At 67.5% G+C, this 18,537-nt stretch carries 19 protein-coding genes and 2 pseudogenes; 10 read left to right on the plus strand and 11 right to left on the minus strand.

The window, feature by feature from the left end; translation table 11 throughout:
- Positions 1–46 precede the first annotated feature (46 nt).
- Entirely contained in the window at positions 47–883 is an 837-nt protein-coding gene (locus tag ACFC0D_RS28975) for a hypothetical protein (RefSeq protein ID WP_376442017.1), read from the plus strand.
- 45 nt (positions 884–928) lie between these two features.
- Here ACFC0D_RS28975 and ACFC0D_RS28980 read toward each other — a convergent pair whose 3' ends face one another.
- Positions 929–1,822, minus strand: a complete 894-nt coding sequence (locus ACFC0D_RS28980; protein WP_376442019.1) for an IS982 family transposase — start codon at positions 1,820–1,822, stop codon at positions 929–931.
- An 84-nt stretch (positions 1,823–1,906) separates the two neighbouring features.
- Here ACFC0D_RS28980 and ACFC0D_RS28985 point away from each other — a divergent pair, with 84 nt between their 5' ends.
- Positions 1,907–2,365, plus strand: coding sequence for a hypothetical protein (locus ACFC0D_RS28985; RefSeq protein WP_376442021.1), 459 nt, complete (start codon positions 1,907–1,909; stop codon positions 2,363–2,365).
- A 358-nt stretch (positions 2,366–2,723) separates the two neighbouring features.
- On the opposite strand, the gene ACFC0D_RS28990 is transcribed toward ACFC0D_RS28985, so the two are convergent.
- Positions 2,724–3,824: a hypothetical protein gene (locus ACFC0D_RS28990; protein ID WP_376442024.1), complete on the minus strand. Its 1,101-nt coding sequence runs from the start codon at positions 3,822–3,824 to the stop codon at positions 2,724–2,726.
- 856 nt (positions 3,825–4,680) lie between these two features.
- Here ACFC0D_RS28990 and ACFC0D_RS28995 point away from each other — a divergent pair.
- Complete coding sequence (locus ACFC0D_RS28995; protein ID WP_376442027.1) at positions 4,681–5,538, plus strand: hypothetical protein; 858 nt, start codon at positions 4,681–4,683, stop codon at positions 5,536–5,538.
- 284 nt (positions 5,539–5,822) lie between these two features.
- Here the strand turns inward: ACFC0D_RS28995 and ACFC0D_RS29000 are convergent, their stop codons facing one another.
- The 4 genes from ACFC0D_RS29000 to ACFC0D_RS29015 form a co-directional block, all read right to left on the minus strand.
- A complete protein-coding gene (locus ACFC0D_RS29000; RefSeq protein WP_376442030.1) occupies positions 5,823–6,149 on the minus strand; it encodes a DUF4253 domain-containing protein in 327 nt (108 codons plus the stop codon).
- Positions 6,150–6,280: 131 nt separating this feature from the next.
- Positions 6,281–6,583, minus strand: a complete 303-nt coding sequence (locus ACFC0D_RS29005) for a hypothetical protein (RefSeq protein ID WP_376442032.1) — start codon at positions 6,581–6,583, stop codon at positions 6,281–6,283.
- A gap of 43 nt (positions 6,584–6,626) precedes the next feature.
- Complete coding sequence (locus ACFC0D_RS29010; RefSeq protein WP_376442035.1) at positions 6,627–6,833, minus strand: hypothetical protein; 207 nt, start codon at positions 6,831–6,833, stop codon at positions 6,627–6,629.
- Between the two features lie 211 nt (positions 6,834–7,044).
- Positions 7,045–8,238: a hypothetical protein gene (locus tag ACFC0D_RS29015; RefSeq protein WP_376442038.1), complete on the minus strand. Its 1,194-nt coding sequence runs from the start codon at positions 8,236–8,238 to the stop codon at positions 7,045–7,047.
- A 104-nt stretch (positions 8,239–8,342) separates the two neighbouring features.
- Between ACFC0D_RS29015 and ACFC0D_RS29020 the strand changes: the two are divergent.
- The 3 genes and pseudogenes from ACFC0D_RS29020 to ACFC0D_RS29030 form a co-directional block, all read left to right on the plus strand.
- A pseudogene (locus ACFC0D_RS29020) lies at positions 8,343–8,630 on the plus strand (HNH endonuclease); the annotation flags it as partial.
- A 90-nt stretch (positions 8,631–8,720) separates the two neighbouring features.
- Complete coding sequence (locus ACFC0D_RS29025; RefSeq protein ID WP_376442041.1) at positions 8,721–9,077, plus strand: hypothetical protein; 357 nt, start codon at positions 8,721–8,723, stop codon at positions 9,075–9,077.
- A gap of 132 nt (positions 9,078–9,209) precedes the next feature.
- A complete protein-coding gene (locus ACFC0D_RS29030) occupies positions 9,210–9,596 on the plus strand; it encodes a DUF4440 domain-containing protein (RefSeq protein WP_376442044.1) in 387 nt (128 codons plus the stop codon).
- A 112-nt stretch (positions 9,597–9,708) separates the two neighbouring features.
- Here ACFC0D_RS29030 and ACFC0D_RS29035 read toward each other — a convergent pair whose 3' ends face one another.
- The 3 genes from ACFC0D_RS29035 to ACFC0D_RS29045 all read right to left on the minus strand — a co-directional run bounded on the left by ACFC0D_RS29035 (position 9,709) and on the right by ACFC0D_RS29045 (position 11,761).
- Complete coding sequence (locus tag ACFC0D_RS29035; protein ID WP_376442047.1) at positions 9,709–10,302, minus strand: hypothetical protein; 594 nt, start codon at positions 10,300–10,302, stop codon at positions 9,709–9,711.
- Between the two features lie 73 nt (positions 10,303–10,375).
- Positions 10,376–11,313, minus strand: a protein-coding gene (locus tag ACFC0D_RS29040; RefSeq protein WP_376442069.1) for an IS5 family transposase whose coding sequence is annotated in 2 segments (ribosomal slippage) — positions 10,376–10,536 and positions 10,536–11,313 — 939 coding nt in all. Because the reading frame shifts where the segments join, the coding sequence is not laid out codon by codon here.
- Positions 11,314–11,353: 40 nt separating this feature from the next.
- Positions 11,354–11,761, minus strand: coding sequence for a RidA family protein (locus ACFC0D_RS29045; protein ID WP_359677561.1), 408 nt, complete (start codon positions 11,759–11,761; stop codon positions 11,354–11,356).
- Between the two features lie 81 nt (positions 11,762–11,842).
- Between ACFC0D_RS29045 and ACFC0D_RS29050 the strand changes: the two genes are divergently transcribed.
- Positions 11,843–12,493, plus strand: coding sequence for a TetR/AcrR family transcriptional regulator (locus ACFC0D_RS29050; RefSeq protein WP_376442052.1), 651 nt, complete (start codon positions 11,843–11,845; stop codon positions 12,491–12,493).
- 60 nt (positions 12,494–12,553) lie between these two features.
- Positions 12,554–12,706 (plus strand): annotated as a pseudogene (locus tag ACFC0D_RS29055) (IS5/IS1182 family transposase); the annotation flags it as partial.
- Positions 12,707–14,045: 1,339 nt separating this feature from the next.
- Here the strand turns inward: ACFC0D_RS29055 and ACFC0D_RS29060 are convergent.
- Positions 14,046–15,806: an FG-GAP-like repeat-containing protein gene (locus ACFC0D_RS29060; protein ID WP_376442054.1), complete on the minus strand. Its 1,761-nt coding sequence runs from the start codon at positions 15,804–15,806 to the stop codon at positions 14,046–14,048.
- 736 nt (positions 15,807–16,542) lie between these two features.
- Between ACFC0D_RS29060 and ACFC0D_RS29065 the strand changes: the two genes are divergently transcribed.
- Together ACFC0D_RS29065 and ACFC0D_RS29070 are read left to right on the plus strand one after the other, a co-directional pair.
- Complete coding sequence (locus tag ACFC0D_RS29065; protein ID WP_376442057.1) at positions 16,543–16,881, plus strand: hypothetical protein; 339 nt, start codon at positions 16,543–16,545, stop codon at positions 16,879–16,881.
- A gap of 319 nt (positions 16,882–17,200) precedes the next feature.
- Positions 17,201–17,872: a competence protein CoiA gene (locus ACFC0D_RS29070; RefSeq protein WP_376442060.1), complete on the plus strand. Its 672-nt coding sequence runs from the start codon at positions 17,201–17,203 to the stop codon at positions 17,870–17,872.
- A gap of 375 nt (positions 17,873–18,247) precedes the next feature.
- Here ACFC0D_RS29070 and ACFC0D_RS29075 read toward each other — a convergent pair.
- On the minus strand, positions 18,248–18,537 hold a 290-nt coding region (locus tag ACFC0D_RS29075), incomplete at its 5' end, for a hypothetical protein (RefSeq protein ID WP_376442063.1).

Genomic DNA, 18,537 nt, shown 5'->3' on the forward strand with positions numbered 1-18,537 from the left:
GGAAACCGGTTTGGTCTGTGGTGATGGGTCTCGTACGGTCATGGGCATGAAGGACATGACCGGCGAACCGCGCAGGCTCGGAGTTCCCGGGCCCGAGGCGAGGCTGCGGTTCGAGGCAGAGCCCCGGAAAGTGGGGCCCGGTCCAGGACGCAGGCTGCTTGTGCTCGACGGAGAGCCCGCGTACGAACTCTCCCACTGGTGTGGGACGTGTCAGTTCCTGTTCCAGCGACTCGCGGGCGCCAACCAGACGTTGTCGTTGGAAGGCATGCAGGAGCGTCTCGCCGGCCACCTCTCAGACCTGGACGATGACATCCTCGACGCGTTCGGCTCCCTGCTACCCGAAGGCGACTACCTCCCTTCGTTGCTCCGCGTCGAGCCACGGCTGATCACTCCAGGCCAGGAGGGCGACTACTTCAACGGTGAGCAGGTGGCCACCTGGGGGCTCGACGGGTTCTGGGGGCTTCCGGAGCACCCCCGCACGCCGTACTACCGCACGTTCGAGACCGTGGTCGATGACGTCGCGCACCTCTATGAGTTCGTTGTGCCGATGGTCCCCCCGTCCTGGAACGAAAGGGAGCGTGTGGAGGAGTACGTCGAGCAGATGGAGCGGGGGGTGGTGCCGACGGCGGTGGCGGTTTCGACTCTGGATCTGTGTCAGCCCGCGCTGGACCTGTCGACCGACTACTACCAGCACTGGGGACTGACGCATTTCCTGCTCGACGGCCACCACAAGCTGGAGGCGGCGGCATCGGCGGGTCACCCCGTGCGGCTCCTGTCGCTTCTGGCCCTCGGTGAAGGCTTGTCCGAGGCGCAGGACGTCCGGAGGTTGCCGACGCTGCGCACCCAGCCACGTCAGGTCCGCGCGGCTCGGCAGGCACAGTGACCTGGATCGATGTAGCTCAAGCTAGATGAGTTGATCCGAAGTGACTCAGTGGTCGTAGGCGATCAGCGAGCGGGTGACGGGTGCGCCGGTGTGGTTGTTGTGCCAGATCGCGGCGGCCATTGCCAGGATGCGCTGGGCGACTCGTACGGCGACGCCCTCGAAGGTCCGGCCGCCATGTTGCTCCAGGTTGAGCTGGCCTTTGAGGGTGTCGTTGACCGACTCGATGAGTTGGCGGACCCTCTTGAGCATCGGCTCGCCGTACCGCTGATTCTCCCGCTTGCGCGAGGGCCGCAGCAGTTCGATGCCCTGCTCTGCGAGGGCTTGCTCGAACGGTTTGGACGCGAAGCCCTTGTCTGAGATCAGCACGATGCCTTCGCGCGCGGCGACGAGATCGGCGTCGACCTCCAGCATTGCCGCGAGGACTTCGCGTTCGCCGATCTTCGGATTGGCCAGCGCCCACATGACCGGCATCCCGGTCGGGGTGCACACGAGGTACAGGCGCAGGCCCCAGAAGAACTGGGAGTGCGAGGCGCAGTAGCCGTAGCCGGCCCAGCCTGCCAGGCTGGAGCGCTGCACTGTCGGGCGCGACATCCCGCACGGCACGGGTGTCGAGTCGGTGATCCAGTGGTTGTCGAACCAGAAGTCGCTGTCCATCGCCAGTGCCCGGATCAGCCGCTTGACCAGCCCGAGCGCGGCCCGGAGCCGCTTGTTGTAGCCCGCGCGCTGCGGCAGGTACGGGGCCATGTGGGACAGGTGCTTGTTCGCGTAGCGCAACCAGCGGGACTCGGAGTGGAAGCCCAGCAGGGACTGGGCGACGGCCAGGCATACGAGCTCGGAATCGCTCAGCAACGGGGGTCGACCGAGGCTTCGGGTTCCCCCGATCTCGTCGTCGACCCTGACGTAAAGTGCGGTCACGAGGGTGTCCAGATCAGCGTGCACGTGGCCTCCAGGTCATCGTTGCTCAGCAACGCCGATCCTGGACACCCTCGCCGAGTCTTGGTGGGAATCGTGAAGGAGGTGGGCGTGAGCGATCGTCCGGGGTACTGGGATCCGCTCCCGGCTGTGCGTGCGTCAGCCGGAACGGCACTGCCCTGGAAGGAGACGGTCACCGTCCTTGCTCCGGCAGAGACCTATCTGATGGGCCGCTGGGCCGAGCGGAACTGGCGCAATGTGCCGGGACCGTTCTACGGCGCGGAGACAGACACCTGCGAGATGGGCCCCGAGGTCGCACCACGGCACGTCATGTGCGACGAGACCGGTCAGGAGTTCGTCTTCCGGCAGCCCCGGAGACCTGCCGAGGTTCACAGGGTGCTCTTCGCGGCCTGGAACGATCCCTGTGGCCAGTACGGCATGGACGGCGACCAGTGGTGGACCGCACAGTCCGTTCGGGCCTGGTGGCAGGAACGCGCACGACTCCGGGAGTGGGCCGAGCACTTCGCCACCACCCCCCGGCTCCCGCCACTTCCAATACGGGTTGGCTGACCTGCTGTCCTACCTCGATGGTGACCTCCAGGCCCACCTCCGCGGCTATCTCTTCTGGTTGGAAGAGGGACGCCCTCCGGCCGGCTCCGAGACTCTGCCCGACCTGTAGACCTCGCAGGCATTCGGAGACACTCGTCTAGTCGGGCAGCTATTCAGGCGTACACCGTGCAGGGGCTGTTCCCTGCACGATGCTGATCTCTCAAACCATCACTTCGAAGTGCGGCTCTCAGATGGGCCTGAGCAGCGATGACGTGAAGGGGGATGAGGGAGAAGTCCCAGGAGTTCGCGGCATCGGGCAGCCGTGTGTACCAGCCGCTCGCGGAGACGGGCGGCAGGTCGACCGGCTGACCCGGCCGCCTCAGTGGAGGGGGGCCCGCCAGGCCACCAGTCCCGGCCGGCCCGCCTCCGCGAAACCCACCGCGAACGGCTTGTCGCCGTCGTCCGTCACCAGGTGAATGCTGCACTCCGTCACGCTGTCGCCCGGCGGAATCATCCGGGCGACCCAGTCGGACGGACAGCCGGGGATCTTCGTGTCGAGGACGAAGGGAGTCTTCCCCCGTATCTGCCGACCGCCCTCCGTCAGCAGGCGGACACGGTCGGCCTGGTCGGCGTAGAGGTCTTTCCGCCCGGAGTTGGTGTAGCTGACCGACACGTAGTACGGGACGCCGCGCCGCTCGTTCTCGTTGAGGCCGAGGTCCAGGCCCGCGAGGTCGGCCGCGCTGCCCCGGCGTACGGACACCAGCTTGGCGGGCAGTTCGAGGACGTCCTTGCCGGTGAGAACGCCATTCTCGCCGGCGTCCCACCGGACGCGGACGACGTCGTCAGGATCCGCCAGCCCAGCGGACGCCGCCTCGATACCGCCCTCGACGGGCCAGGTGGCGACCGCGCCGCCCTCGTCGAGGTAGCCGTCGGCGTTGTGCGTCAGCGACAGCACGCCGACGCCCTCCGGCAGCGCGTAGGTCACGCAGGTGTCGTACGAGTCACCGGGCGCCAGCGTCTTCGACGCTGTGTCCGCGCAGGGCAGGTCGACCCCGCCCGGCCTGCCGCCGCTGACGTAGACCTCCTTCCCGCGCACCCAGTCGGTGCCGTTCAGGGCGAACTTGCTGTCCACCATGTAGGCAGCGGGGATCTCCTTCCGGCCGGTGTTGGTGACCTCGAAGGCGAGGTAGTGGGGAACCATGCCCTTCAGCTCCCCGCCCACGCGCGCCCCCTGCATGTCCTCCTCCGAACCCCGGACCAGGCTCTTGACCGTGATCCTGACCTCGTACGACCGGTCGCCGGTGTCCGTGTGGACGACGTCCCGTGCGCCCGTCCGCACCGGCAGGTCCGTCCAGGAGGCAGGCCTCTCCGCAGCTCGCTCCACGGCCCCACCCGTGACCTGTTCCCCCGCGCACCCGGCGAGGAGGGGTATCGACACCGCGCCCATGGCAGCGTTCCTGACGTAGCTGGACAGGCGCATGGACTCCCCTTGCCGCACGATAATCCGGATCCACCGGAGGACCGATGCATCGTAGGACGTCACAGCGGATGCGGAGGCGGCAGGTGGGGCCGGGCGCGGTTGCTTTCGTTCCTGGCCCTCAGACCGTGTCTGAGATCTCGGGAACTCTGAGGGTCAGGTCAGTTGTCGAATACTGGGAGTGCGGGAGCTCGTGGCGAGGGGTTGCCCGCACGCGCACGTTTGGCTTACCGGGTGGCCGACGTTGCTCTGGGTGCTGAACGTTCCGGTCTGCCGGGACTGGGGGCAGAGGTATGCGGCGTGCAGACGGACCCAGCGTGTCATCGCTGTTGATGGTGTGTCCCGCATAGCGTCGTGGAACGGTGCCCACCAGTAGGCGACGACTGTCCGGAGTATCAGTCGCTCCTGTGGATGACGCCGAACCCTGCGATGCGTGCCGCGGCTGGGTGCTGAGGGTGCTTCTGGCCTCCCGAACAGACTGCATGTTCCCAGCCGTACTCAAAGGCGGCGGCCGACGGAGTCGGGATAGGCGGGAGCCGTTTCACCGGCCCCGAGCCGTCTTCCGTTGCTTCAGCGGGCCCGCTTGCTGCATACTCCGCTGGCCCCCCACGCATGGCTCCTCCCCGACCTGCCCACCCGGTGCCGGTGGAACGTGCCGCTCCAAGATCCATTCCACTGAACAGGACCAGGCGTGACCCCTGCCGAAGTATGTGCGGCCCTCGTCGTCTCAGGCACTCTTCTCTGCCTGGGGACGTTCCCTCTGCGCCCGCAAAGCAGGTTGCTCGCCGGGCCCGATCCGGCCCTGTGGCGAGCAATCGTGCTCGCGTGCTTCGGGCTCTGGCGACCCGCCGCGCGGCTGATGACCCAGACTGGGCAGGACTGGGAGCGACGGAGCCTGTACGCCGAGGCCCTGGGGCGCGCTGGGGGCTGGCTGTGGCCGCTGTGGGTACGGGCGTGGGAGCGGGCTCGACCAGGTGACCCGGATGCGGCGCTGGTCCGGGCCCGGGCACAGGTGCACCACGCGTGGCGGTGGCGTGGAGGTCGCTACGCGAGCGCCACTGCGGCGTGGCGGTTCCGGCGGTTCCACAACGCCTTGTTTACGGCGCGCGAGAACCTCCACAACGCAGCTGTGCTCAACCCGGACGACCCAACTCCGCATGCTGCCGAGATCTGGCCGGCGCTCGGGCTCGGCTACACCGACGACATGATGCGCGAGCTCTGGGACGAGATCGTCAAGCGCGCACCGCACCACTTCGAGGCCCACTACAACGCGCTCCAGTACTGGAGCGGCAAGTGGCGGGGCTCGCACGAGAAGGCGCAGGCGTTCGCGGAGGAGGCCGCCGATGAGGCCCCAGCGGGCGCGCTGTTGGCCGCGCTGCCCCTCTTCGCCTGGTACGAGACGTATCTGGCGCGTGAGAACACGCAAGCCATCGACTCCCCGCGGGTTCGGGCTCTGGTGGACGCCGCGCTGGTGGACCTAGAGGCGGCCGCCGGGCACCCCGCTGCGCCTCGCGTTCAGCACATGGTCGCGTACTGCCTGACCAAGCAGGGACGTCACTGCGAGGCACTGCGCCACTTCCGCGCGGTGGATGGCTGGGTCGAGGCGCTGCCCTGGCGGTACCAGAACTACCAGCGCCTCGCCTACCGCGGCGTCCGTACCGCTGCCGCCCGCGGCGTCGTCACTGATTCCGTCCGGCGGTGGTTGCGGCGCAGCTGACGTTGCTGCGTCCTTCAGAACCCGACGTCGGCGGGGCCGTTTTGCGTCCTGCGAACGGCGCCGCCCGTGGGCAGACAACGGGCAAGCGAGAGCCTCGCCGACGGGGGCGGCGAGGCTGCAGCCAGTGTGGCAGCAGCATCCCCCAGTCGGGCAAGCAGAGTGGCCGCGATGGCCACGACAGCGGCGACGCACGTCCAGGTGACACGGTCGGCCACCTGGCAGACGTTCGCCCCCGCCGGATCACCAGCGGGGACGAACGCGGGAGAACCGAGCTCGCACCCGTGTCAGTCCCAGCAGAACTGCCAGGTCCCGAAACGGGTCCAGCGGTTCGCCCAGGAGGCGGTGTCGTTGCCGTCCGGGCAGTACGCATACTGCTCGATCGCCGTCTCAGCCACCGCCTCCGGCTCCTGCGGCGGCGAACCCACGTCCAAGATCAACGTGCGCTCGGACACATACAGCAACTCGGCGCCGAACCGGTCGTACCAGGAATGCAGGAAGGCCACGTGGTCCGAGTCGAACATCGGCCGGCCATCCGGCCCGTGCGCCCAGGAGGGCGCGTACGGGTACCCGGGCAGTAGACCGGGAACGGACCAGCCGGCCCGGGTCTCCACCAGGCACAGCCAATCCGGCCGGAAGTCGGTGATCCGACCGGCCTGCGGCTCGGCCGAGATCTCCTGGGCGAGCCGCTTCGGATCGAAAGCGGCCCGCCACAGCTCCTCCCCTGTCTGGTCCTCCGCATGAGTCAGACAATCTGCGAGAGCCGCCGACGTGCCTCTGCAACGATCTCGCCAGGCGCCGTCACAGCACGCTCATCGAAGACGTCCGGCTCGGCGAGGTCTCCCGCCACCAGGGCCGAAGGGGGTATCTCGGAGAGCAGCGGATGGAACCCCGTACTCTCCCGCGCCGCCAACAGCTCCCGCCACATGGACTCGGCCCCGCTCTCGGTGATCCGGCGGCCCAAGACACGGGCACCGGAACGCGAGCGAGCTTCCTCCACGCCGGCGACAGGCACGGTGAAACCCACGCTACGCAGGATCTCGATCATGTGGGAACTATCCATGGAGCGGGTCTCTGTCTTTCAGGTTCTATTAACGAAGGTTCTCGGTGAAATCGAAGTCGTCACCGATGATGCGGATGCTGGTCAGGCCGACGGGATGCTGGGGCGATACTCGCACCGAGTTCACGGCGGACCTGGCCATCCCCTCGTCGTGGTCTCGGAGACGGACCCGCCCGAGCCGCACCACCGCGTTGGTCCAGCTCGCCCAGAACCTGCCGCCCGCGATCCTCGCGCCCATGCTCGGCCTGCACCCCATCACTGCCCAGCAATGGCGCCGCCGCGCCGCCACCGACTGGACCGCCTACCTCGAAGCCCGTAGCGCCAGCCAGGTATCAGGAGGCGAGACAACCGGGACCGGGGCCTGATCGCCGTGGCCGTTACCCGCTGCGTCCCTTCTCCTGGTCAGTTGCTGTCTTCTTCAACGGGTTCGGGATTGCCCGTCGTTTCCCTTACTGAAGAACGACGGTGACGCCGTACTCGCGCAGGAGGTCCACGGTCACCTCGAAGTAGGACAGGCCGCTGCGGTGGTGCAGGACGTGTCCGGCGAGGGCGTGGCGGGCGATGTCCGCGTGGTGCCAGACGAGGGTGAACGGGGGGACGACGGAGGGCCCGCCGCCCAGGTAGTCGTGCACCGAGTCCAGGTCTCTGCCGTAGTTGGCGCCGGGACCGAGCAAGGCTTCGCCGAGCGCCAGGAGCATGCTGGTCCTGTCGGTGATGTGCAGTCCGTCCAGGTGGTACGTCCCGCCGGACAGGCCCTCCGGCCCGTACGGGTCGACGCGGGTGAGGTCCAACCACTCGGACTGGCCTTTGGCGTCGAACTGCGCCCATTGGTTGGGCAGGGTCGGAACGCCGTCGGACCAGATCTCCCAGACTTGGCGGGCGGCCAGAGTGGGGCGGTCGTCGCCGGGGTCGGTGATGGTGACGTCGATCAGGGCTCCGCCGAGGACGGACGGGCGTGCCTCGACGGTGTGCAGGTCGAGGCGGTACCTGGTCATCGTTCGGCCGTGGCGGTCGAGGGGCCAGAGCGCGAGCGGGGCGCCCTTCTGTGGAAGGGGACGACTCAGCAGGGCCAGAAGCGGTGCGGCGGGCTCGCAGCCGATCAGGTGCACGGGCTGGGTGGGTCGCTGCGGGCGCGGGGTGAACAGGCCGTCAATGGAACGGCAACCGCCCGATGGGCTGTCCCCCCTGATCGAGGGAAACCACAGGTCGAACCGCGGGCTCGAAGGCAGCCGCTTGCTGCCCCAGTAGTCGTCCTCCCTGACGCCGGTGCCCACGACGATGTCCACGCGCCCGGGATCGCCCGGCGTGGGCCACTGGGCCAGGACAGCCGTGTCCTCCAGGTCCCAGAAGCGAGCCGGCCCGTCGTTCGCGGGATCCATAGGCTCGATCGAGAGCATTCCGTCCCCCAGCAGCCGCACCGGTTCGGCGCTGTCCGCCACGGCCTGGACCAGCAGGCTCTCGCGCGGGCAGCCGCGCAGCGTCAGGACCTCTCGCGGCAGCGGAGGCGCGTCCATGAACAGGCCTTCGACCTCGGCGCACCGCCCCCACAGCACGCCCTCCTCCTCACCGTCGGTGTCCTCCCGCACCAGGAGATACCGGACCGGGAAGTCCCGCTCCCACCCCACATGTTCCTCAGACCGCACGCTTCTCCCCTGCTACCAGGCTGTCTTGGCGCGCCAACCCTACGGCTCGCTGACGCCGAAGCCCTCCGAATATCGCTTGCTTGGAATGACGCTCACCGCCAGTCGGGGCATCGAGCTGGGATGCCAAGCGTCGTGAGGAGTACGCCAACGACCAGGACGCGAGCACGTCGCTGGTCGCGGTGAGCGCACGGTCGAATTGCCAAAAGGCCGATCAGGACCCGCGCGAGTGGATGCCTCCGCTGCCCGACGCCCACTGCCGCTACATCTCCGAGTGGGTGGGCACCAAGCTCCGCTGGGGACTCGCGGCCGACCAGGGCGAAGTCGACGCGCTGCAGGTGTACGCCGACGGACCGTGCGAGACCACCGTCGTCCACTACACGCCCGCACCGTAGCAGCACACCCCCGGGACCGGACGGCTACGCCGCCGGCTGGTCCCGCGGCACGTCTCCCACCACAGCCATCCAACGAAGGACGGCACCCGCATGTCGGCGTTCCGCAGGACCCTCACCTCCGCCCTGTCCGCCACCGTGCTTGCCGCAGGGCTGGCCCTCGGGGCGGCCGCCCCCGCCCGCGCCGCCTCCTGCCCCTCGTCCGCGTCGCCGAAGATCCCGGGAGGGAAGGCTCATTGGACCCTGAGCTGCCGTGGCGGCACGCTCAAGGTCTACGGCTGGGTAGAGGACACCCGGCAGGAGGGCGACTGCGCCAACGTCAGTGTCTGGCCCGGAGGAGGGCACCACTGGAAGCTGGTCAGTGCCTGCAGCTGGGGTGAACGGAAGAACTTCGACTTCGCCTTCGCCGGAACCACCACGGCGAGCGTGTACCTCTACCTCGGCCGCTAACGCGCTGCCAAGCCGGTGCTGCCGGAGCCGCTTGCCCTGGCGGCGGACGTCCTCGGTGTCGATGCGACGCCCCGCGTGGCGGCCGGTGAATTCGGTTGCGACGGGGCGGGTGGGCTCGGTGAGGTTACGTTCATGGACGGTGCAACAGACGATGTGAGCCAGGCAATCGCGGGTGAGTTGCAGCTCATGGATCCGGCTGTCCGGGCCTCGCGGGAACGCGCCGGGCAGCTCCTCGACCCGGAATTCGTGGAGGTCGGCGGGTCTGGGCGGCGATGGACGTACGAGGCGATGCTCGCCGAACTTCCCGATCATCCGGGCAGTTCGGCGGACGCCCCCTGCTTCGAGCCCTCACGCATGTCGGGTGTGCTGCTCGCGCCGGGTCTGGTGCATCTGACGTTCGAGACCATGCTCGGTGAGCGCAGGACCAGACACAGTTCGATCTGGCGCAGGGAGGACGGAACCACGGCCTGGCGGATGTACTACCACCAAGCCACGCTCGTGCCTCCCGGCGTGGACTAGTGAGCTGGGTCGGAGACTCCTAGGCAGTTCGCCCGGCTTCCAGGCATTGCAGCCAGCGATGCCGAGGCGAGCCGCTCCGCGGTCGAAAGCGGGCCCGGCCACCAATCGTTCACTAGCCGACGGAAACAACCCAGTCGGGCCGACCCCCTGGGGCGACGGTCACCTCGTGAACCGCACCTCCCTCGGTGGTCATGCGAATCCGGTCAGCAGCCGTCCACACCGTCTCGCGGAGTTCGTTGTCTTCGTCGTCGCCGTTGAAGCAGCCGACACTCCAGCGGCGTTCCAGCAGATGGCTCCCCTGGTGGACGTAGACGCACCAAACGGGGTCGAGGAAGCCGTGCCGCGCCACCACGACCAGCCGGCGGTCGTTACGGCCGGGAGCCGACTCCGCCTTCACCTCCTCGTCCGAGCCACCGAACACCGAGGAGACCCAGCCGCCGATAAGCAACGTCGGCACGCCGACGACCAGCAGCATGGTGACCAGGGGCACGCGCAGCGAGGACTCCGCCAGCCCCAACAGGACCGCCCCGGTCGCCGCGGCCAGGGCAAGCCACCCCAGCACAAGGACGTACTCGCGGAGCCCGACCAGCAGGACCAGCGCGCCCTCACCTCCCGACTCGAGCCCGGCCAAGGCCACGGCGCCGAGGACGACCCCCACCGCCAGCAGCAGGAAGGCCGACGGTCTGCGATAACGCCTGAAGTTCACGATCCCCCCGAACGATGTGGATCACGCAGCCTAAGCTCGGCGCAGTCCGGACTGCTAGGGCCTGCCTCTCCGATCATGAACGGAGCCAGATGAGGAGTGCGGCGGCGGTGACGGTGCCGAGGTAGACGTATCCGCGCTTGCCATAGCGGGTGGCCACGGCTCTGAACTGCTTCAGCTTGCCGATGGCCCGCTCCACTGTGTTGCGATCCTTGTACCGGTCTTTGTCGACCCCGGGGGCCGTCCGCCGCGTGAACCCCGGCGCAGGCGGGCGGCCTTGTGGTCCTTCTTCTCCGGGATCACGTGCCGGATGCCGCGTTTGCGGAGGTAGGCGCGGATCTCACGGTTGCTGTACGCCTTGTCGGCGCTCACGCTGTCCGGCGTACGGCGGGGACGGCCGCGTCCCGCGCGCGGGACATGGATCTTGTCGATGACCGGCTCGAACTGCGTGCAGTCCGCCCGTTGTCCCTGCGTGATCAGCAGAGATAGCGGGCGGCAGTGGCCCTCCGCGGCAATGTGAATCTTGGTGGTCAGGCCACCGCGGGACCGGCCGAGGGCCTCACCCGGGGCACCGCCCCCTCCAAAAGGCCGTGCAACATCACGATGGCCGGCAGCCGCCGCGCTGGCTTTCGGCGACCCCCTTTTTGAAGGGCTCGGCGGCGCGGGCGGTGGAGTCTGAGGTGCTCCTGCGGCGTGCTGGTGAGCGCGCGTGATGGTGGGGTCGACGTTGATGTTCCAGTCGATGCCGCCTTCGGCGTCGGCGGCGGACTGGACGTGCCGCAAGAGCCTCTCCCAGGTGCCGTCGGCCGACCACAGCAAGTGCCGCTTGTGGACGGTCTTCCAAGGGCCGAAGCGTTCGGGCAGCTCCCGCCAATGCACCCCGGCGCCCAGCCGGTGAATGATCCCGTTGATCACCTGCCGGTGATCGCGCCACCGGCCGCACCGGTTATCACTCACCGGCAGCAGCGGCTCCAGCACCGCCCACTCGCCGTCCGTCAGATCCCCCCGACTCAACATGGCCAGCCCCACGGTCTCCCTGCTTGCAGTGATACGGCTATTCGATGACCGCAGTGGCTTCGACCTCGACCAGGAGGTCCGGTTCCCCTAGCGCCGCAACGCCCAGCAGGGTGATCGGCTTGACCGGATCGATGCCGAGCTTCGCTGCCGCCCGGCCCACGCCCTCACCCAGCAGCGGCATCTTCTCGGGACTCCAGTCGACGACGTAGACGGTCAACTTCGCCACGTCTTCGAAGGAGCCGCCGATCCCGGCCAGAGCGGTGGCGATATTGAGATAGCACTGCTCGACCTGAGCGGCGAAGTCTCCCTCGCCCACGGGCCGGCCGTCGGCGTCGCGGGCGACCTGCCCCGCCAGGAACACCAGCTTCGATCCAGTGGCGACCGACAGCTGCCGGTAGACCTCGGGCTTCGGCAACCCCTCGGGATTGACCAGCGTCACGGACATGAACGGCCTCTTCCTCTTGGCGTCAGGAGCAGCAAGATCAGCACCCTATGGACGCATAGCGCTGCTATGTATTGTGGTGCCATGGCGAGGACGAAAGATCCAGCGGTCCGCTCCCTGCTGCTCGACCGAGCCGCACACATGCTGCGGACGAGGCAACCGGTCACACTCCGCACCCTGGTCGCCGGAACCGGCGTGTCAACGATGGCCGTCTACACCTACTTCGGCGGCATGGACGGCTTGTGGAAAGCGTTGCGGCAGGAAGGCTTCACACGCCTGGCCGCCCAACTCGCGGCCGTCAGGATGTCCACGGACCCGGTACGAGACCTCGCCGCACTGGGAGCCGCCTACCTGGCCAATGCGATGGAGAACCCCGATCTCTACCGTGTCATGTTCGACGCGGGCTTCGACCTCGAAGACACCGGCGCCGCGGACGAAACCCTGGACCGCCTCGTCCGCGCCATCGACCGGGCCAAGACCAACGGCCGCTTCCGTGACGAGGTCGACCCGCTGGAACTGGCAACACAAAGCTGGACAATCGGCCACGGACTCGCCTCACTCGTCGCCACAGGCCCCCTGCCACACCAGGCACTCACTCACGGCGCGCCCATGCTGACCGCACTGTTCACCAGCGCAGGAGACGAACCCGACCGATGTCGCCAGTCGGTCGAGCGCGGCTGGGGACGGATGCCCCCGGCCGGGCTCGGCTCTCGTGATCGGGGAGACAGGACCTAGACGCGATGAACTCCGATGGCTTCAACCTGTACAGCTCCTCGGCGATCCTCGCAAGACCCACAGACCTTCGGCTGGCTCATGTACCACCGCCGCCTCGCCCGCGACTACGAGACCCGCCCCCACCGCTCCGAAGCCACGATCAAGGTCGCCATGGTCGACCTCATAAGCCGACGGCTCACCCGCGAATCCACGCCGAACTGGCGCGACTCCTGAGCACACCAAGTCAGGACGCAGAGCCCTGAGCAGGGCACTGCCAATCGGCCGAGCCAATCACAGTTCCCTCCACATCACTGAGGTGGAAGCAGTTGCCGTTGACCCACACAGTGAGCGATTCGGGCCGATGGTCGACCTGGAACGGTTCGTCACCGCGCAGAGTCCCGGACCATGATCCATCTGCAGGCGAGTGAGTGACGACGACCCACGTCCGCTTCGGGGGAATCTGGTGCGTTTCCGCCCAGGTCTCCACGGTCAGCTCCAGCGCTGCCTCACCACCATTGCTGAGCAGCAGCCGCGCTGTTCCCCCGGTGACCATTCCCGGCGCCTCTCCTTGCCTCTACGGGCAATCCCGCGTGCAACCACAGACTCTACGAGCCCACGCGACCCGATCGTCATGCGCACTCATCTGCTGGAGGCGGCTAAATGCACTCCGCCCGAAGTCCTGAACGGCTTGCAACTGGCCGGGGCACCAGCGAGTCACGTCGTCTGCCATTCCGGATCCGGGGCCCTCGCCCTTGTCGACGAGGTTCCGTCCGAAGTCGTGTTCCGCAGCTGTTCTCGTGCACGGACCCTCCTGCGCTGTTCCGGGTCCTGGACGGCCACGGTCCGCAGGCCAGCCAGTTCGATCTGCTCGAATACTCCCAACGCGAGGTCTGTGCAGCAGTCCCCCTCACCCTTGACGGGCAGCCCGCCTACGTAGCGCTGTCCCTGCCCGTAGCCCAGTTCAGCCGCCTCACACACGCGGCAAGCGTTCTCTCCAACCGATCAGGACTGCTCCTGCTCGCCCTGCTCGCCGCGCTCCCCGTCAGCACCACAGCCGCGGCCAACGACGAAGCCAGACCGCCCATCGCAGCTTCGACTTGTCTCCCAGCCGGGGCAACAGCAAGTGCTCGGGGTCTTCCCGCCTTCCTGACCGGAACCTGGTAGACCTGCGGCAGCACGACGAGACGCTCGCCGCCATCGCGCTGCCCTTCGGCTCAGATCGGTGGGCCGCTCCTGCCCGCGAATCTCGCGGGCAGGAGAGCCGGGAGACAGCAATGAACGGGCGCACCCTCGCCCAACGTAGGTCGAGGGTGCGCCCGATAGGCGTTGATTTCCATGGCGAGACACTGCCGCAGCAGAGCTCGTAACAGCGCTGGCTCGTGGCCAGCTCACCCGTACGGCGCCGCCCAATCTATGCCGTGATGACTTTGTCCTGGTGAAGTTGGTGGGGTGCTGTCCGCAACGCTGGTGATCACTGCTTCCAACAGGCCACCGACTGCGGACCAGCGGATTCCACCCGCACCCCCATCGTCAGGCGACGACAGAATCACTCACAGGACCACGAACCGCGCTCTCAGAGCAGCATCTCCCCGGTGGACACGCTCAACCCACTCTCGACGCGCGGGGCGAACGTGCTGTTGCCGTTCAATGCGCCCGAGCCCTGGTAGTACCAGAGGCGGCCCTGGGCATCCCGGGCCAGGAGATCCGGCTTTCCGTCACCGTTGACGTCGCCCGGGGCGATGACGGAGTTGTACTGGTTCCAGCTGTATCCGATCTGCACACGCGGCTTGAGCGCGGTCGACCCCGTCTCTCCCGTACCTGCATAGAAGAAGAGGAGGCCCTGCGGGTCACGCGCGATGACGTCGGCCTTTCCGTCACCGTTGACGTCGCCCGGGGCGAGGACGGTGTCGTAGATCTGCCAACCGTGGCCGATCTCCACCTTGGCGCCGAACTGGCCCGTGCCGTCTCCCGGTACGAGATACAGCTTGCCGTCGTCGAAACGGACCAGCAGGTCGCGTCCGGCCTCGCCGATCATGTTGTCGGTGGCCTGGAGCGTCGTGGCCTGGCCCCATCCCCAGCCAGCCTTGATCCTGTTCCTGTAGAACAGCTCGGTGGGGTGGCCGGGGTGGAGGTACAGGTCGCCCTGACCGTCGATCGTGTACAGGTCCGCAGTACCGTCGTTGTCGCCGTCGAAATCACCGCCGCGCGCGAGCAGCCGAGCGCCGCCGAAGTCGGCGCCGATCTTGCACGGCAGTGCCCCGAGCCTGCCGTCGGTGCCGCCGAAGTGGCGCCAGAGGTCGCCAGCGGAGTCACGGCGGAGCATGTCGGCCCTGCCGTCGTCGGGGTTGTTGCACCAGGACCAGGTCGCAGCGCCACGATAGGCGTAGTGGTCCGAGACGGCCGGGTCTCGCGTCAGCGCGTCTCCCACCACATTCTTGAAGTGCCCCTCGCTGAGGAAGATGTAGTCGAGCTTGGCCTCCGGGTCCGTGCCCTTCTCACGCAACGTGGGCTCACCGGACCTGCAACGGCCAGCTGGCGGATTAAGCGCCTGGCACTTTGCGGTGAACCGGCTGGCGTCACTCTCATCCGCCTCCATGAATCGGCCGACGCCGCCGGAGTGGTTGTAGAAGGCGTCGAGCGACGTGGACAGGGGCGCGTTGGCCTGATCGCGCTCCGCCCCCGCACCGTGGATGGGATTGAAGTCACCACCGAGTACGACGGGGACGCCGGCGTTGATCCAGGACTGGACCTCTTCGGCAAGGTTCTCTGCCTGCCCCTGCGTCACAGCGGCGGTGTACGGGTACAGGTGGACCGAACAGGCGAGCGTCGTGCGGCCCTGCAGAGAAGCCTCGACGCAGGCGGGATTCCAGTCCTCCTTCTTCGCCGGGTCCTCGGTGCCGGTCGTCACGTCGATCTCCTTGGGCGTCACCGCACCCTTGGCGAGTACCGCGATGCCATAGTTGGACTCGTCGTGGTGTGCCGGGTCGTCGTTGTCCACACACAGGTCTCCTGTGCCGTCCTCGGCAGGCGTCAACGTGGGCACGAAATGACCCTCGTATCCGCGACTATCCAACTTGGTCTTCAGGTAGTCGAACTGGGACTCGCAGACTTCCTGGAGGAACAGCAGGTCAGCGTTCCACTCAGTGACCTGCTTCGCGATCCTGTCGCCTCGCGTCGTCACGTCGTCCGTGAGCGTGCAGTCTGCCAATTCATTGCTGTTCCCGCAGATGTTGTAGCTCAGGAACCTCAGGACCGGCGAAGAATTCGGCCACACCTCGTCGGCCGCCGCCGACGGCACGAGTCCCCCCAGCGAGACGGCCGTCAGCAATGCCACGAGTAGCGCCTTGATGCGCATGCTCGGTTTCCCCCTCATGAATGCGGGCGTCACGAGACGCCCGAGAAAATGACCCCCGATCCTGACACGCGAGCTGTGTCGCCCTCGTCGCCGGGTCTCAGGCCGTGTTGAGATCTGCCGGGGAGCTGGGGGGGTTCCGCAGCGCGGACCGGCAGACCGGCCGGGGCCAGCTGTACGCGGCCTTTGTCCAGCACCTCTCCTCTCGCGTCGCCCACCGCCTCGTCACGGTGAGCGGCCCGCATGCCGACCTGGCCGGCGGCCACGCGGACCGCGCCTGGGAGAAACGGATCCGCGAACTCGTCCGCCCCGACGTCCTCATCCTCGACGACTTCGCCATGCGACAGCTGTCCGCGACGCAGGCCGATGACTCAGGGCCTGGACGTGGCGTCGGCTGCCTTCACCCTGCAGCCCGAGCACCTTCCGAACCTCTTCGCGACGAACAGATGCCGATAGACCGTCACCTGGCGCCGAGGGATGCCGCAAAGTGTCGCCTTGTCCGCCAGGGCGTGCTCCAAAGCGGGGCCAACTGTCGCCCTGCATGCAGCGAAGCTCGTTGGGCCAAGCCCGAACGTGAAACTGAAGGATCGGAGGCGGTGACCAAGCTGCAGCATGGCCACCACCCTCGCACGTGGCCCGATCAACGTGAAGTCAAGGAGACAGGTCCTAGCGCAGGTGGCCGGACAAGGATGTCAGCCTGGGATGAGATCGTTTCCGCATGGCCGAGACACACGAAGCAGACGACGTCGAACAGGCCGTCATCACCCACTATCACCTAGCCGATGAGGGCCTCGGCAACCCCAGCCAGCGAGAGATGATCCGCCGGGCCCAGAACCTGCTATCCGAGGCGATCGAGCAAGCTGAGGTCGGCGAGTTCGACGGCAACGAATACGGAGGTGGCGAGGTGATCCCCTATGCCTACGGACCCGACGCCGACGCGCTCTTCGCTGTGATGGCACCCATCCTGCACGACCTGCCGTTCCGTCCGGCACACGTCACCTTGCGCTATGGCTCGGTCGATGACCTTTCGGCAACCGAACATCGAGTGGACCTCTGACGAGGCGAATCACGATCCCGCGGACAGGCGGGCACCTGCGCGACCTGACAGCGGGACGCGGGTGGGGAGGCCCATCGTCGACGTTTGCCAGACACTCCCCCTGTGCCCTTCCCTGTGTGGTGCAGGCACACAGAACCCTCCCGGGTTGCTGATCCCGGACGTAAGCCGACCGGGCGGGCTCCTGGCGCAGGCCGACGAGAAGGCGATCGCCGCCCTGTGCCCACGCGGGCACAGGATCCCGCCGATCTCCGAAGAAGAGGAGTCGCCCCATCTGCCCGTGGAAAAGCTGCCTCACGGGACTGACTAACTGGGGGAGACGATGGGCTACACAGCCATACATCCGACATGGGGCCGGCTAGACGCAACGCTGGACGATCTCGGCTGCGGCCGCGCCTGGGCGGACATTCATCGCGTCCAAGGCCTCACGATGTCGTGCCCTGAGTGCCGAGGCCGGGTCTTCGCCCGAGTCTCCATCCACCGTGACCGGCACTTCTACCACCAGACGCGACCGCAAGACTGCCAGCTGGCGAATGAATCACCGGAGCACCACCTACTGAAACTCGAGCTGGCCACCGCCGCCCGGGCAGCCGGGTGGCGCGCCGAGCTGGAGATCAGCAGCAAGACCCGCAACTGGCGAGCCGACGTGATGGTCTTCGACAGGAACGACCGCCCGTTCATGGCGCTGGAGGCACAACTGTCCCCCATGACGCCAGATGAAGCACGGATGCGTACCGACCGCTACGCACAAGACGGAGTGACGGTGTGCTGGGTCGCCCTGGCAGGGCGACCATGGGAGCGAGTCGTACCCGCCCTGCGGGTGCACTTCCCCAACCAGACGGGCGAGGCCTGGACGGTGCGGCACGGCATAGCACGCTACGACTGGACCACACACACTCAACGCGAAGGCAACGTGGACCCAGATCACATGCCCGTGATGGCGATTCTTGAAAACGGCCAGCGATGCTCCTCGCCCCACTTCCTTGACCATTGAACGGTGTGGGGAATGTGGGGAGCGAGGAGCGACTGCAGGGCATGCGGAGGGCACTGGCATTCTTGCCCTATGGCAATCGCGGGATCTCGCACGAAGACGACGGACACGTGGCTGACACCTGCCGATGAGGTGCTTCTGGGGCAGCGAATTGCCGAGGTGCTTCCCTCATCCGGATGGCACTGCAGTCACCCAGGGCCTCCTGGATTGCATCAGGTGCACTTGCATGACTCGATCGAGTCCGCGTTGGGCTGTGGAGGCACGCAGACGTTTCTCAGCCTCCCGGCAGGCGCTTCCCTGCCACCTGGGATCATTCCGGCTGCGGGTGTCAGCGCGCCTGTCGGACCACCGACAGCGGCAATTGTCCAGCTGCTCCGTTCACGTCTCAGGACGGACGAGCGGGGCGAGTTCTTCGAGAGCGGGCGGCTCGCAGTGCGGTGGTTCGAACCCGAAGTCGGACCGGAAATGCATCAGACCCTCACCGAACAGACCCGGCTGATCTGGGCTGCATTGCGAGCCGTGACCCGGCCGGCCGTGATCGAGGCGCCCGACGGCCGCCGCACTTCGGGACTGAGAATCGGGCCCGCTGCCCGTGACGAGGTGGTGCGCCGCCAGGTGCAGCTGGCGAGACCTGGCATCCAGCGGTTTCGGCTGGTGACCTGATGGCG

The sequence above is a fragment of the Streptomyces sp. NPDC056222 genome, assembly GCF_042264065.1.
Classification (GTDB): Bacteria; Actinomycetota; Actinomycetes; order Streptomycetales; family Streptomycetaceae; genus Streptomyces.

Bases quoted from the DNA above. Each gene is read 5' to 3' on its own strand.
- ACFC0D_RS29025 (WP_376442041.1), top strand. From the start codon at position 8,721: ATGTCGGCGTTCCGCAGGACCCTCACCTCCGCCCTGTCCGCCACCGTG.
- ACFC0D_RS29005 (WP_376442032.1), bottom strand. From the start codon at position 6,583: ATGATCGAGATCCTGCGTAGCGTGGGTTTCACCGTGCCTGTCGCCGGC.
- ACFC0D_RS29050 (WP_376442052.1), top strand. From the start codon at position 11,843: ATGGCGAGGACGAAAGATCCAGCGGTCCGCTCCCTGCTGCTCGACCGA.
- ACFC0D_RS28995 (WP_376442027.1), top strand. From the start codon at position 4,681: ATGACCCAGACTGGGCAGGACTGGGAGCGACGGAGCCTGTACGCCGAG.
- ACFC0D_RS29030 (WP_376442044.1), top strand. From the start codon at position 9,210: ATGGACGGTGCAACAGACGATGTGAGCCAGGCAATCGCGGGTGAGTTG.
- ACFC0D_RS29070 (WP_376442060.1), top strand. From the start codon at position 17,201: ATGGGCTACACAGCCATACATCCGACATGGGGCCGGCTAGACGCAACG.
- ACFC0D_RS29065 (WP_376442057.1), top strand. From the start codon at position 16,543: ATGGCCGAGACACACGAAGCAGACGACGTCGAACAGGCCGTCATCACC.
- ACFC0D_RS28990 (WP_376442024.1), bottom strand. From the start codon at position 3,824: ATGCGCCTGTCCAGCTACGTCAGGAACGCTGCCATGGGCGCGGTGTCG.
- ACFC0D_RS29010 (WP_376442035.1), bottom strand. From the start codon at position 6,833: ATGGGCGCGAGGATCGCGGGCGGCAGGTTCTGGGCGAGCTGGACCAAC.
- ACFC0D_RS28975 (WP_376442017.1), top strand. From the start codon at position 47: ATGAAGGACATGACCGGCGAACCGCGCAGGCTCGGAGTTCCCGGGCCC.
- ACFC0D_RS29045 (WP_359677561.1), bottom strand. From the start codon at position 11,761: ATGTCCGTGACGCTGGTCAATCCCGAGGGGTTGCCGAAGCCCGAGGTC.